The sequence below is a fragment of the Mesorhizobium sp. BHscii genome (assembly GCF_053848065.1).
Genome location: NZ_JBSPKW010000020.1, coordinates 12,434 through 25,979, shown reverse-complemented (window position 1 = coordinate 25,979; position 13,546 = coordinate 12,434). Strand labels below are relative to the sequence as shown.

Sequence of the window (13,546 nt, the reverse complement as noted above, 5' to 3'; positions counted from 1 at the left end):
TTCGGGTAGCTGTCCTGGCCGGTTAGCTTGACAATGGGGTAAGGCTGCGCGACGCCAGACGGGTGCGGCAAGTCGGGTTGGCATGGCGATAGTGGCAAAGACGCTGAACAGCATTTCGTGGCCGCGCTTTGGCGAAGGCGCCGCGTTCGGGACAAGGCTGTGACCAAGCCGCGCTCGCGCCGCGGCGGCGGCCGTCCGACGATCGCCGATGTCGCGCGTAAGGCCGGTGTCGGCGCCATCACGGTTTCCCGCGCCTTGCGCGAGCCGGGGCGTGTTTCGGAAGATCTGCGCCGCCAGATCCAGGCGGCTGTCGATGAGCTCGGCTATCTGCCCGACCCGAATGCGCGGGCGCTGGCTTCGGCGCGCGCCGAGGTCTTTGGCGTGCTGGTGCCGTCGCTCACCAACAGCGTCTTTGCCGAAGTGCTGCGCGGCATCTATGACAGCCTGTCCGACAGTTCCTACCGTATCCAGCTCGGCAATACCCATTATTCCGGCCTCGAGGAGGAACGGCTGCTGCAGGTGTTCGGCCCGCAGCGTCCGGCGGCGCTGATCGTGGCGGGCATCGACCAGACGCCAACGTCGCGAAGACTGCTCGAGACGGCCGGCTGCCCGGTGGTACAGGTCATGGAGACCGGGCCCGATCCGGTTGACATGATGGTCGGCTTCTCGCATTTCGACGGCGGCAAGGCGGCGACGGAGCACATGATCGAAATGGACTATCGCCGCATCGGCTTCATCGGCGCGCGCATGGACCCGCGCTCGCAGCGTCGTTTGGCAGGCTATCGCGCGGCGATGGAGGCGGCCGGTCTGTTCGACCCGCGGCTGATCACCACCACGCCGGTGCCGTCCAGCGTGACGCTCGGCCGCGAACTGTTTCGTGACGCACTGGCCAAGGTGCCGATGCTCGACGGGGTTTTCTGCAACAACGACGACATCGCGCTCGGCGTACTGTTCGAGTGCCACCGCGCCTCGATCGCCGTGCCGAAGACGATCGGCATCACAGGCTTCAACGATCTCGACATGATGGAAGTGGCTTTTCCATCGGTCACCAGCATCCGGACGCCTCGCTACGAGATCGGCCGGCGCTCGGTCGCTATGGCGCTCGCGGCGATTGCAGGCAAGCGGCCGCAAGAGTCGGTCGTCGATCTTGGCTTCGAGCTTAAGCGCCGCGAGAGCACTGCCCGCTGAAAGCACTTAGCAGGCATTGCGAAATGCCCTTTACAACAAGTAATGGTAGCGCTACCATCTGCCTCTAGGCGGAAGTCGCGGCAAAGCCCGAAGTCTGTTTATTATATATAAGCGACAGCTCACACTTGTTTATTATGTATAATATGATAGTTTTTACTTCGGTTTACCAACCGGCAAGGGAGGAGATCGGGTCGGCATTCGGCCGCCTGGAAGGCGCGACGAGCAAGGCGGGAGGTGCCGGGCCAGACGCGCCAGACGCGTAAGAACAATCAGAACTGCAACTGGGAGGAATATCGATGATCAAGTCACTCGTTGGTGGCATCATTGCCGCCACCGCATTGGTTATGCTGAGTTCGTCGGCGCTCGCCGAAGCCGAAATCGTCAAGGGCCCCTCTGCCGAGCCGGAATGCTTCGCGCCATGGGCGGCCGACACGCAGTTCTTCAAGTTCCCCAAGAAAGAAGGCCCGTACCGCATCGCGCTCGCCAATGGCTACATCGCCAACACCTGGCGCATCCAGATGGTGCAGACGGCAAAAGCCTATGCGGCGCAGCCGGAGGTCGCGGCGAAACTGAAGGAATTCAAGGTCGTCTCGACCGGCGAAGACGTGCCGGCGCAGATTTCGGCGATCAACAACTTCATCGATTCCGGCTATGACGCGATCGTCGTCAACGCGCAGAATCCGACGGCGTTCGGACCGGTCATCAAGCGCGCCAAGGAAGCCGGCGTCGTGCTGGTCGCCTTCGACAACACTCTCGACACCAAGGACGCCATCAACGTCAATGTCGATCAGAAAGGCCTTGGCGAGTTGTGGGCCAACTGGCTGATCAAGCATATTCCCAATGGTGGCAAGATCCTCGAAGTGCGCGGCGTTGCCGGCACGTCGGTCGACACCGACCGCCACAGCGGCATCCATGAAGTTCTCAACGCTTCGGGTAAGAAGTGGGAGGTCACCGAAGTCATCGGCAAATGGGACGATGGCGTGGCCCAAAAGGCGTCGGCCGACGCGATCGCCACCAACGGCCCCTTCGACGGCGTCACCGGGCAGGGCGGCGACACCGGCATCGTCCAGGCGATGATCGACGCCAAGCATCCGTTCGTGCCGTTCGGCGGCGAAACGGAGAACGGCTTCCGCAAATTCTGCGCCAAGTTTGCCGCAGACGGGCTGAAATGTTCGTCGGCCGGAACCGGCCCCGCACAGGTGGCGGTCGCCATCAAGACGGCAATCGCAGCGCTCGAAGGCCAGGTCGTCCCGCAAGCGGTGAAGCTGCCGCTGGCGATCGTCGAGCATCCGAACTTCAAAGAAGGCGAGGACTATTTCCCCGACCAGTCCGACAATTTCTTCGTCGGCAACTCTTTCCCGACCTGCGGCATCAATTTCACGGCGCAGGAAATCATGGGCCAGAGCAAGGAAAACCAATAGACTGATCGCTCGGCGCCGCGGGATAATGCCGCGGCGCCGGTCCCGAAGAACAAGCGCCTTGGGAGGGCCGATGGACGGTGCGGTTCCGCTCTTCCGCATGGAGGGCATATCCAAGCGCTATGGCGGTGTGCGGGCGCTGGAAAAGGCCGAGCTTTCGGTAACACTAGGCAGCATTCACGCAATCCTCGGCGAAAACGGCGCCGGCAAATCGACGCTGATTAAGGTCATGGCCGGCGTCGTCGCGCCTGACGAAGGCCGCATGATGCTGGACGGAAGCGATGTGAGCTTCGCTTCGCCGGCCGCGGCCAACCAGGCCGGCATCGTCTGCATTTTCCAGGAACTGTCGCTCGTCCCCGAACTCAGCGTTGCCGACAACATCGTCATTTCCGATCCGCCGAAACGCTTCGGCATGATCGACCGCAAGGCGCAGCGACGCATCGCGGAAGAAGCCCTTGCGCGCGCGGGCGCTGCCGACATCCACCCGCTGGCGCTGGTCAAGGATCTTCCGCTTTCAAGAAGGCAGATGGTCGAGATCGCCAAAGCACTTGCCAGGAAGCCGCGCATCCTGATCCTCGACGAGGCGACCTCGGCGCTGACTGCGGCCGACGTCGCCAAAATTTTCGGCGTGCTGAAGCGGCTGCGCTCGGAAGGGCTGGCGCTGCTCTACATCTCGCATCGCATGAACGAGATCGCTGAGCTTGCCGACCAGTGCACGGTCTTCCGCAACGGCCGCAATGTCGCCAGCTACGCAGCAGGCACCAAGAGCGACAATGAAGTCGTCGAGCTGATGATCGGCCGCGAATACAGCCATATTTTCCCACCGAGGCCGATGCGCGCGCCGGCCACCGCCGCTCCCGTGCTGGAGGCGCGCAAGCTTTCCTGGACCGACCGGCTGGACAATATCTCGCTGTCGGTCGGCGCAGGCGAGGTCGTCGGCCTCGGCGGTCTCGACGGCCAGGGCCAGCGCGAATTGCTGCTCGCCTTCTTCGGCGTGCTGCGCGGCCTCAGCGGGCAGATATTGATCGACGGCAAACCGGTGGCGATCGCCAGCCCGGCCAAGGCGCGCGGTGACCGGATCGGCATGGCGCTGATCCCGGAAGACCGCAAGACGGAAGGCCTGATGCTGCCGATGACGGTGCGCGAAAACCTCTCCTTCGCCGCACTCGACCGGCTGTCCAGGGCCGGCATCATCGACCGTGCCGCCGAGCAGCGGCTGATCGACGACATGGTAGCTCTGCTGGCGATCAAGACGGCAGGCCTCGACATTCCGGTCGGCGCACTGTCCGGCGGCAACCAGCAGAAGGTCGTCATCGCCAAATGGCTGATGCGGCAGCCACGCATCATCCTGCTCAACGACCCGACGCGGGGCATCGATGTCGGCACGAAGCAGGAACTGTATCAGCTGATGCGCAAGCTTGCCGACCAAGGCGCGGCGATCCTGTTTTACTCGACCGACTATGACGAGCTGATCGGCTGCTGCGACCGGGTGCTGGTGCTCTATGACGGAGCAGTAAAGCGCGAGCTGGTCGGCGCCGAGATCACCGAGCGGGCGCTGATCGCCAGCGCGCTCAACATCCATGGCGAAGAGATGCCTGTTGGCCAAGGAGCGGACGCGTGAAAGACTGGCGCTACTGGCTTGCCGAACAACGCGGAACGCTGCTGGCGTTCGGCATCTTCATCGTGATGTTTACGATCTACACCTCGAACCATCCGGCGGGCTTTACCGCCAATGTCGTGCAGACGGCTTCCAACAAGGGCGTGCTGCTCGCCTTCGTCGCCATGGCGCAGACGCTGGTGGTGATCACCGCCGGCATCGACCTTTCCGTCGGCATGATCTTTCTGCTGACCAACTGCCTGGCCTCATGGCTGGTCATCGGCACCGGCATCGAAACCACGTTCGGCGTCGTCGCGGTGCTCGGCACCGGGCTGCTGTGCGGGGCGATCAACGGCGCCATCGTCATCTACGGAAGGCTGCAGCCGATCGTCACCACCATCGCCACCGGCGCGGTCTATTTCGGCATCGCGCTGCTGCTTCGGCCGTTCCCGGGCGGCTCGGTCAACGAGGATCTCGCCGACGCGCTGACCGGGCGGCTGTTCGGCGTGGTGCCGGCGAGCCTGGTGGCGCTGCTGGCCGTCGTGCTCGTGGTCTGGGTGCCGTTCAGCCGATCGGTGCTCGGCCGCGCGGCCTATGCCGCGGGATCGTCGGAGACGGCGGCCTACATGTCCGGCGTGCCGATCCGCCGCGGCAAGTTCGCCGCCTATGCGCTCGCCGGCCTGCTGGCCGCGATCGGCGGGCTGTTCTTGACCTTCTTCACCTATACGGGCGAGGCGGCCTATGCCAGCGGCAATGCCTATACGCTGTTCTCGATCGCCGCCGTGGTGCTTGGCGGCGTCTCATTGTTCGGCGGCAAGGGCAGCGCCATTGGCGCGATCTTCGGCGCGCTCGCCTTCCGTACCATCGGCGACCTGCTCTTCGTCTTCGATTTCGATCCGCTCTGGCAGCCGCTGTTCCAGGGCGTCATCCTGCTGATCGCCGTCAGCCTCGGCGCCTTCGCCCTGTTCAGGGTCCGTAACCGGCTGGAGTGGTTCCTGTGAGCGAAACGACCATGGGCCGCATCGCCGGCCGCATGCCGAAATTCATCCGCCGCGCTGATCCCGCGGTGCTGACCGCCTTTGCTTGCATCGTGCTGCTGCTGTTTGTCGGCAGCCTCTATTCGCGCAGCTTCCTGTCGCCGGAATATCTGCTGCAGCAGCTCAAGGTGGCCTCGTTTCTCGGCGTCATCGCCACTGGCATGATGCTAGTCATCCTGCTCGGCCAGATCGACCTGTCGGTGCCATGGTCGGTGGCGGCGGGCGCAATGATGGCATGTGCGGCCGCCGCCTACGGCCCGGTCGGCGCGGCGCTGGCGATCCCGTTCGGCATCTTCTGCGGTGTCGCGATCGGCGTCGTCAACGGCATCGGCGTCGCTTATCTGCGCATTCCCTCGATGATCATCACGCTCGCCACCAATGCCGTCGCGCAAGGGCTGATGGTGGTTTATACGGGTGGGTTCTCGCCGCAGGATTCGGCGACCCGGGCGATGCGCTATCTGGCGACCGGCTTCGCCATTCCGGGCGTGCCCAACGCGGTCGTCATCTGGGCGCTGATCGGTGCTGCGATGGTTTTCGTGCTGACCCGCACCGGCTTCGGCCGTACCGTCTACGGTATCGGCAACCGCGAGCGCGCCGCCTACCTCTCCGGCATCGACACGCGGCGCGTCGTGCTGATCGCCTTCGCCGTGTCCGGCGGGCTCTCCGCCTTCGGCGGCGTGCTTCTGGCCGGCTATGCCTCCAAGGCGGCGCAGTCTATGGGCGACGCCTATCTCCTGCCGTCGATCGCAGCGGTCGTGCTTGGCGGCACCTCGATCCTCGGCGGCCGCGGCTCGTATCTCGGCACGGTCGCGGGCGTCATCCTGATCACGCTTTTGCAATCCATTCTTTCGGTCATGCAGATGCCGGAGGCGGGGCGGCAGATCATCTACGGCGTCGTCATCGTCGCCATGCTCCTGCTTTACGGCCGCGCGCCGGCCAGCCGCTGATCCGCATCGTGGACGAAAAGGCAGCACAAACGCAGGGGCATCGCGTTCGACCCGCACCGGCCGTCGTAGTGATGGGCGTCGCCGGTTGTGGCAAATCGGCCGTCGGCGAAGCGTTGGCCGCAGCGTTGGGCGCCATCTTCGTCGAGGGCGACCGGCTGCATCCGCCGGAAAACGTCGCGCGCATGGCAAGCGGCGAGCCGCTGACCGACGCATTGCGCGAAGGCTGGCTCGACGCGATCGGCCGGCGCATTGCGGGATCGGTCGGCGATGGCCAGGGCGTGGTGGCCGCCTGTTCGGCGCTAAAGCGCAGCTACCGCGAGCGTCTGCGCGGCTTTTGCCAGGACATCGTTTTCCTCTATCTGGAAATCGATCCCGCGACCGCGAAGCAGCGTGTCGGCTCCCGCCAGGGCCATTTCATGCCGGCAAGCCTGGTCAACAGTCAGTTTGCCACGCTAGAAGCTCCGGCAGCCGACGAGAACGCATTGACGCTCGATGCGACGCGCCCGATCGCCGACATTGTCGGCGACGTCGTGAGCCTGTTCGAGGCGAATTCCTGAGCGGGTCGCCGGCGCGGATTCCGCTTTAGCGGCGGCTGATCAGATCTGCGATGTCAGCTCGACTGGAAAATCGTCATTGTCGGCATCGCGCATCGCGGCGAGGCTGCGATTGTCCAGCACCTCGGCGATCGCCTGGCGCACCTCCAGCATCATGTTCCGGACCTGGCATGTCGCTTCGTCGCAATCCTCGCAGCGCTGATATTGGGTGCGGCTGGCGCAAGGGATTGGCGCCAGCGGCCCGTCGAGGACACGCACGACATGGCCGATCTTGATCTCGGAGGCTGGCCGGGCGAGGCGATAGCCGCCTTCCTTGCCCTTGCGGCTCTGGACGAAGCCGGCATTGCGCAATTCGCCCAGAATGGCATCCAGGAATTTCTTCGGGATGTTGTTGGCGACGGCAATGTCGTTGACGAATGCGAGCTGACCGACCGGCAAGCCTGACAGATGCACGAGGGCCTTGAGGCCGTATTTGCCTTTTTTGGTAAGCATGCCCGATTCAGTTCATGAAAACCCCAACCGCCCGCATCTGGCGGTTGTTTGTGTGTAAATCATGACGTTTGGTCGCACGATGCAGTTTCGCGAAAACAAGCCGTCTGATGGCACAGTAGGCACAAACACGTTGATTCTTCGTGACGTTTTGGATGGTGCGCCCGGAAATGCGCGAAATCACCTTTCCGGACCGCGAAAACGAAGAAAGCCGGCAAAAGCCGGCTTTCGCTTCAAGTTCGAAGATGGCTTGCTCAGCGGCTGCCATAAGTCTGGTCGAGCAACCCGCCCGGGGCGAAATGCTCGGCCTGGATCTTGGCCCAGCCGCCGAAGACGTCCTCCACCGTCAGCAGGCGGACATCGGGAAACTCAGCCTTGTATTTGGCGGCGACCGCCGCGTCGCGAGCCCTCAGTCCGTTGCGGGCGGCGATGTCCTGGCCCTGCGGCGTGTAGAGGAAGTCGAGATAAGTCCTGGCGAGGTCACGCGTGCCATGCTCGTCGGCGACCGTGTCGACAATCGCCACCGGAAACTCCGCCAGCAGGCTGACCGAAGGCGTCACCTGCTCGAACTTGTCATCGCCATACTCCCTGCGGACGCCGCGCGTTTCCGACTCGAAGGTGATCAGCACGTCGCCGATCTCGCGCTGCACGAAGGTGGTGGTCGCGGCGCGCCCGCCGGAGTCGAAGATCGGGACATTGTTGAACAGTTTGGTGACGAATTCCTTCACCTTGGTATCGTCGCCCTTGAAGGCTTCCTTTGCGTAGGCGGTGGCCGCAAGATAGGTGTAGCGCGCGTTACCCGACGTTTTCGGATTGGGGAAGATCACCTGCACGTCGTCGCGCACGAGATCGTCCCAATCCTTGATGTTCTTCGGATTGCCGGCGCGCACCAGGAAGGACGGCAGCGAATAGAAAGGCGAGGCGTTGTCGGGGAAGTCCTTCTGCCAGTCGGCGGAGATAAGACCCTTCGAGACCAGGAAGTCGATGTCGATGACCTGGTTGAAGGTGACGACATCGGCGCCGAGGCCCTCGGCGATGGCACGTGCCTGCGCCGACGTCCCGGCATGCGACTGATCTATGGTCACGCCGGGGTGCTCGGCGACGAAGGCCTTGTTCACCTGCGCAAACAGTTCGCGGCCGACATCATAGGACGCGTTCAGCAATTTGTCGGCCGACCACGCTTGGGAGGATGCCAGGAACAGGCCGGCCAATGTGGCGACGCCAAGCAAAAATCGCTTCATGAAAACACGCTCCTGAAATGCCGTTTATCGCAGAAGGATAATCGGGCGATGCCCGACGCGACGAGGCATGCAACCCGGATCTATGCTGTTGCTGTGAGAAAAAGCATTGCCGAAACGGCCCGTTGATAGGATTTTCTTCCAAGCAGATGCATTTCGGCGTGTTCTCAGCACGCCGAGGTAGCCCGCTTAGATACAGCCTTCTACACAGCCGGAAAAAGCTTCCAGCGCCGCGGCCTGAACGCCACCCGGCTTTTCTGCGCCGCCGGATGGTCGACGGGCAGCTCGACCTCGACCCGCTGACGCTCGCCGCCAATTTCGAGCTCCACCCGTCTGGTGCCGGCGACGCGGCGGCTGGCGGCGACCGTGCCGGCGATGCAGCCGTTGCATTCGTCTACCAGTTCGACATCGTGCGGGCGGAAGAACAGCGTCGCTTCGCCTTGCGTTGCCTGCGGCGCGGACAGCCCGATCGGGCGATCGGCGATCCAGACCTGGCCGTCCTCGACCTTGACGGGAAGCGAGCTCGATTCGCCGATGAAGCCGTAGACGAAGGGTGAATTCGGCGTGTCGTAGATTTCATCGGCGGTGCCGACCTGCTCGATGCTGCCCTGGCTCATCACCACGACGCGGTCGGCAAGCTCAAGCGCTTCTTCCTGGTCATGGGTGACAAAGACCGTGGTGTAGCCGGTAGCGTCGTGGATGTCGCGCAGCCAGCGGCGCAGCTCGCGGCGGACCTGGGCGTCGAGCGCTCCGAACGGCTCGTCGAGCAAAAGCACGGCCGGTTCGATCGCCATGGCGCGGGCAAGCGCCACGCGTTGGCGCTGGCCGCCCGAAAGCTGCGCCGGATAGCGCTTTTCCAAGCCGGAAAGCTGGACGAGGTCGAGAAGCTCGGAGGCACGGCGGCGGATTTCCTGCGCCGACGGACGTGTCGGCCCGTGCCGGACCTTGAGGCCGAAGCCGATATTGTCGGCGACCGTCATATGGCGAAACAACGCATAATGCTGGAAGACAAAGCCGACATTGCGCTCCTGGATCGACTTTTGCGACGCATCCTCCTCGCCGAAGAAGATCGTTCCTTTCGTCGGCCGCTCCAGCCCGGCGATCAGCCTGAGCAGCGTCGTCTTGCCGGAGCCGGAGGGTCCGAGCAACGCGATCAGCTCGCCGGACTTGATGTCGAGCGAAACATCGTGGAGGGCCGGAAACCGCTCAAACTCCTTGCGCACGTTGGCAACGCGAACTTCCATCAACCGTCCCTTTTTTGTCGATGCATGTCGTTATCCCGAAACTGCTACGCACTTTGGGCGACATCAAACTCTTATTTCATCTAGTGTCCGCGCGTCGCGGCGAGCTCGGCGCCGTAGCGCATTTCGAGAAGTGTTTTCAAGACCAGCGTGACGAGCGCCAGGCCCGCAAGTAGTGAAGCGACGGCGAAGGCGGCTGCGGCATTGTACTCGTTATAAAGGATTTCGACATGCAGCGGCATGGTGTTGGTCAATCCGCGTATGTGGCCCGACACGACGGAGACCGCGCCGAACTCGCCCATGGCGCGGGCATTGCACAACAAGACGCCGTAGAGCAGCCCCCATTTGACGTTGGGCAGCGTCACGTACCAGAACGCCTGCCAGCCATTGGCGCCGAGCGACAGCGCTGCCTCCTCGTCGCCATTGCCCTGTTCCTGCATCAAGGGAATCAGTTCGCGGGCGACGAAGGGGAAGGTGACGAAGATGGTGGCGAGCACGATGCCCGGCACGGCAAACAGGATGACGATGCCATGCGCCTTCAGCCAGGCGCCGAGCAGGCCCTGTGCTCCGAACAAAAGCACATAGACCAGGCCGGAAATGACCGGCGAGACCGAAAACGGCAGGTCGATGAGCGTGGTGAGGAAGGCTTTGCCCTTGAACTCGAACTTGGCGATCGCCCAAGCGGCGGAGATGCCGAAGACGACGTTGAGTGGCACCGAGATCGCCGCCACCAGCAGTGTCAGGTGGATCGCCGAGCGCGTGTCTGGGTTGGTCAGCGCCTCCGTATAAGCACTGAGACCTTTTGCGAAGGCTTCGTTGAAGACGACGATCAGCGGCAAGAGCAGGAAAATGCCGAGGAAGGCAAAGGTCACGATCATCAGCACGGCTTTCGCCGGGCGGCTTTCGGTCACTGCCGCCGACTGGCTTTCGTGGTGCGGTGCGTAGGATTTGATCTCCGGATCAGCCATAGCGCTTGCGGCTCCACGTCTGCACCAGATTGATGACCAGCAGCATCACGAACGACAAAGCGAGCATGATCGCCGCGATCGCGGTCGCCGCCGCATAATTGTATTCCTCCAGCCGGATGACGATCAGAAGCGGCGCGATCTCGGATTTGTAGGGCAGATTGCCGGCGATGAAGATGACGGAGCCGTACTCGCCAACACCGCGTGCGAAAGCCAGCGCGAAACCGGTGACGATGGCCGGCGCCAGGCCCGGAAACAGAACCCGGGCGATGGTCTGGAAGCGATTGGCGCCGAGCGTCGCGGCCACTTCCTCCACCTCCTTGTCGATCTCCTCCATGATCGGCTGAACGGTGCGCACGACAAAAGGCAGCCCGATGAAGATCAGCGCTATGACGATGCCGAGCGGCGTGTAGGCGACCTTGATGCCGAGCGGTGCCAGCAGGCTCCCGAGCCAGCCATTCGGCGCGTAGAGCGTGGTCAGCGCGATACCGGCCACCGCCGTCGGCAAGGCGAAGGGCAGGTCGACCATGGCATCGACGATGCGGCGGCCAGGAAAGTTGTAGCGCACCAGTACCCAGGCGACGATCGTGCCGAAGACGACATTGACCGCGGCGGCAATGAAGGCGGTGCCGAAGCTGATTTCAAGCGCATTGATGGTGCGGCGGTCGGTGGCGATCGCCCAGAAATCGGCCCAGCCGAGCGCGGCCGATCGCCAGACCAGCCCCGAAAGGGGAATGAGGATGATGAGCGTGAGGTAGGCAAGAGAGAAGCCGAACGTCAATCCGAAACCCGGAATGACGCTCGGCTGTCTGAACCGCCACCCCGCCTTTGCGGGTGCTGTGGTCATGTCGTCCTGATCTAGAGTCTAGCTTACTGGGTCTACTGGGCCGGCTTATAGATCTGGTCGAATATACCACCATCGCCGAAATGGTAAGGCTGCGCCTTCTTCCAACCGCCAAAAAGTGGATCGTCGATGGTGATCAGCTTGATCTCCGGCAGTTTGGCGAGGTCCTCCACCGGCACCAGGTCGGGCTTCGACGGGCGATAATGGTTTTTGGCGATCAGCGTCTGGCCTTCCTTGGAGTAGAGGTAGCTCAGATAGGCTTCGGCGACTTTTCGCGTGCCCTTGGCATCGACATTGGCGTCGACCACAGCGACCGGCGGCTCGGCCAGGATCGAGGTCGGCGGGTAGACTATGTCGAAATTGTCGGCGCCGAACTCGTCGAGCGCCAGATAGGCCTCGTTTTCCCAGGCCAGCAGCACGTCGCCCAAGCCTTTTTGCGCGAAGGTTACGGTCGCGCCGCGCGCACCGGTGTCGAGCACCGGAACATGGGCGTAGAGATTGCCGACGAATTCCTTGGTCTTGGCTTCGTCGCCGCCATCCTTGGCGTTGGCATAGGCCCAGGCGGCGAGATAGTTCCAGCGTGCGCCGCCCGAGGTCTTGGGGTTTGGCGTGATCACTTGGACGTCGTCCTTGACCAGATCGTCCCAGTCGTGGATGCCCTTCGGGTTGCCCTTGCGGACGAGGAAGACGATGGTCGAGGTGTAGGGCGCCGAATTGTTCTCGAACTTGGTCCGCCAGTCGGGATTGATCTTCTTCGATTTCGAGACGATGGCGTTGATGTCGCCTTCGAGCGCCAGCGTCACCACGTCGGCGTCGAGGCCGTCGATCACGGCGCGGGCCTGTGCGCCCGACCCGCCATGCGATTGCTGGACGGTTACCGTTTCACCGGTCTCGGCCTTCCAGTGGGCGACAAAGGCCTCGTCGAATTGCTTGTATAACTCACGCGTCGGATCATAGGACACGTTGAGGATGGTGGTATCGGCAAACGCGAAACCGAGTGTTCCGAATTGGACCGATGCAGCGACCAGGGCGCCGAGCAGTTTCCTGAAATGAGGATTGGTCATTTACGCCTCCGTTGAGATCGCTTCAAATCTACTGAATTGGTAGAAATTAGATGCACTCAATGTTGCTTTTTTTGTCCGTTCGAAGCAATTTTCCGCCGATCTTTGGCCTTATGAAGAAATTCTTTCCTCTCGACGGCGGGGTGGCGAATCCGGGCTCATGAAGCGATCTATCTGGAGAAAGGTGGCGCCTCGGCAATGGCTCGATGTGGTCTGGACGCGATATGCTTCGCAGCGATCAGTGATTTAGTCGGCGGTGAGGGAAAATCGAAGCGCCGCTTTGGAAACGGCTCGTTTCCAGCGTAAAATGCCACCATTCGCGGGCATAATTCCTGAAGCCGCCGGCGTGCATGGCCTCGACAAGCCTCTTGCGATTTGCGGTTGCTTCCCCGGCGAGCGGACGGTGCGCCGTTTCGCTCATCGGATCGAAACAGTCGAAGCCGGTGCCGAAATCGAGCGTGTCGGCATCGGGCGCGCCACAGGCCTGTTTCGGAGCGGTGTTGCGGTCGACTCGCGCGATGGCGACATCGACGGTCGAGCCGCGCGAATGCGTCGACAGTTCACCGACATAGCCTTTGGCGATGAGGTCCTTTCGCTTGACCGCCGGATACCATTGCGGGTCGGGTGGTCCGCCTTCCCTCGTCCATTCGCCCATGTCGGAGACGGCGCGCGCAGGGCGGTAGCAGTCAAAGACGACCAGCGTCAGGCCTTTGGCGGCAATCGCTTTCTGGACGCCGGAGAGCGCTTCCGCCGCTCGCCGGGTGAGGATGCATACTGGCGCATCGTAGCCGGCCGCCTTGCGGCGCAGGAAATTGTCTGTGCGGGCATAGCGGACGTCCTGCCGGATGGTGGGATCGATGTCGGCCAGCCGAACGAAGCCGGCGGGGAGGTCCGCGGAAAGGACAGGGGCGGTATCGGCGGCCGACAGCAGGGCGCAAAACGCAATGCGCTGAATCGCTTGGCGCAT

Annotated in this window: 13 protein-coding genes; 6 read left to right on the top strand and 7 right to left on the bottom strand. The window is 62.9% G+C overall.

The genetic code is table 11. The annotated features are described in order from the left end of the window. The first annotated feature begins 159 nt into the window (after positions 1 to 159). From gntR to ACWTU7_RS23840, 6 genes are all read left to right on the top strand, one after another. A complete protein-coding gene (gene gntR, locus ACWTU7_RS23865; protein WP_455840625.1) occupies positions 160 to 1,188 on the top strand; it encodes an HTH-type transcriptional regulator GntR in 1,029 nt (342 codons plus the stop codon). Between the two features lie 296 nt (positions 1,189 to 1,484). Beyond that, complete coding sequence (locus ACWTU7_RS23860; RefSeq protein ID WP_455840626.1) at positions 1,485 to 2,609, top strand: sugar ABC transporter substrate-binding protein; 1,125 nt, start codon at positions 1,485 to 1,487, stop codon at positions 2,607 to 2,609. Positions 2,610 to 2,679: 70 nt separating this feature from the next. Further along, positions 2,680 to 4,227 (top strand): sugar ABC transporter ATP-binding protein, encoded by a 1,548-nt coding sequence (locus tag ACWTU7_RS23855; RefSeq protein WP_455840627.1) that lies wholly within the window; start codon positions 2,680 to 2,682, stop codon positions 4,225 to 4,227. Then, the gene (locus ACWTU7_RS23850) at positions 4,224 to 5,204 is read left to right on the top strand and encodes an ABC transporter permease (RefSeq protein WP_455840628.1); all 981 of its coding nucleotides are present in this window, start codon (positions 4,224 to 4,226) and stop codon (positions 5,202 to 5,204) included. The genes ACWTU7_RS23855 and ACWTU7_RS23850 overlap by 4 nt, the downstream gene beginning before the upstream one ends. Then, positions 5,201 to 6,187, top strand: a complete 987-nt coding sequence (locus ACWTU7_RS23845; RefSeq protein ID WP_455840629.1) for an ABC transporter permease — start codon at positions 5,201 to 5,203, stop codon at positions 6,185 to 6,187. Before ACWTU7_RS23850 ends, ACWTU7_RS23845 begins: the two co-directional genes overlap by 4 nt. An 8-nt stretch (positions 6,188 to 6,195) precedes the next feature. Continuing rightward, positions 6,196 to 6,744, top strand: coding sequence for a gluconokinase (locus ACWTU7_RS23840; protein ID WP_455840630.1), 549 nt, complete (start codon positions 6,196 to 6,198; stop codon positions 6,742 to 6,744). Between the two features lie 39 nt (positions 6,745 to 6,783). Here ACWTU7_RS23840 and ACWTU7_RS23835 read toward each other — a convergent pair whose 3' ends face one another. From ACWTU7_RS23835 to ACWTU7_RS23805, 7 genes are all read right to left on the bottom strand, one after another. Continuing rightward, positions 6,784 to 7,233 (bottom strand): RrF2 family transcriptional regulator, encoded by a 450-nt coding sequence (locus ACWTU7_RS23835; RefSeq protein ID WP_029351604.1) that lies wholly within the window; start codon positions 7,231 to 7,233, stop codon positions 6,784 to 6,786. Positions 7,234 to 7,484: 251 nt separating this feature from the next. Continuing rightward, entirely contained in the window at positions 7,485 to 8,471 is a 987-nt protein-coding gene (locus ACWTU7_RS23830) for a sulfate ABC transporter substrate-binding protein (protein ID WP_455840632.1), read from the bottom strand. Positions 8,472 to 8,671: 200 nt separating this feature from the next. After that, positions 8,672 to 9,712 (bottom strand): sulfate/molybdate ABC transporter ATP-binding protein, encoded by a 1,041-nt coding sequence (locus ACWTU7_RS23825; RefSeq protein WP_455840633.1) that lies wholly within the window; start codon positions 9,710 to 9,712, stop codon positions 8,672 to 8,674. A gap of 80 nt (positions 9,713 to 9,792) precedes the next feature. Then, entirely contained in the window at positions 9,793 to 10,677 is an 885-nt protein-coding gene (gene cysW, locus ACWTU7_RS23820; RefSeq protein WP_029351598.1) for a sulfate ABC transporter permease subunit CysW, read from the bottom strand. Beyond that, a complete protein-coding gene (cysT, locus tag ACWTU7_RS23815; RefSeq protein WP_455840634.1) occupies positions 10,670 to 11,521 on the bottom strand; it encodes a sulfate ABC transporter permease subunit CysT in 852 nt (283 codons plus the stop codon). The genes cysW and cysT overlap by 8 nt, the downstream gene beginning before the upstream one ends. Before the next feature lie 32 nt (positions 11,522 to 11,553). Next, the gene (locus tag ACWTU7_RS23810; protein WP_455840635.1) at positions 11,554 to 12,582 is read right to left on the bottom strand and encodes a sulfate ABC transporter substrate-binding protein; all 1,029 of its coding nucleotides are present in this window, start codon (positions 12,580 to 12,582) and stop codon (positions 11,554 to 11,556) included. 235 nt (positions 12,583 to 12,817) lie between these two features. After that, entirely contained in the window at positions 12,818 to 13,546 is a 729-nt protein-coding gene (locus tag ACWTU7_RS23805; protein ID WP_455840647.1) for a M15 family metallopeptidase, read from the bottom strand.

Bases quoted from the DNA above. Each gene is read 5' to 3' on its own strand.
- ACWTU7_RS23860 (WP_455840626.1), top strand. From the start codon at position 1,485: ATGATCAAGTCACTCGTTGGTGGCATCATTGCCGCCACCGCATTGGTT.
- ACWTU7_RS23855 (WP_455840627.1), top strand. From the start codon at position 2,680: ATGGACGGTGCGGTTCCGCTCTTCCGCATGGAGGGCATATCCAAGCGC.
- ACWTU7_RS23835 (WP_029351604.1), bottom strand. From the start codon at position 7,233: ATGCTTACCAAAAAAGGCAAATACGGCCTCAAGGCCCTCGTGCATCTG.
- ACWTU7_RS23830 (WP_455840632.1), bottom strand. From the start codon at position 8,471: ATGAAGCGATTTTTGCTTGGCGTCGCCACATTGGCCGGCCTGTTCCTG.
- ACWTU7_RS23825 (WP_455840633.1), bottom strand. From the start codon at position 9,712: ATGGAAGTTCGCGTTGCCAACGTGCGCAAGGAGTTTGAGCGGTTTCCG.
- cysW (WP_029351598.1), bottom strand. From the start codon at position 10,677: ATGGCTGATCCGGAGATCAAATCCTACGCACCGCACCACGAAAGCCAG.
- cysT (WP_455840634.1), bottom strand. From the start codon at position 11,521: ATGACCACAGCACCCGCAAAGGCGGGGTGGCGGTTCAGACAGCCGAGC.
- ACWTU7_RS23810 (WP_455840635.1), bottom strand. From the start codon at position 12,582: ATGACCAATCCTCATTTCAGGAAACTGCTCGGCGCCCTGGTCGCTGCA.
- ACWTU7_RS23805 (WP_455840647.1), bottom strand. From the start codon at position 13,546: ATGCGCCAAGCGATTCAGCGCATTGCGTTTTGCGCCCTGCTGTCGGCC.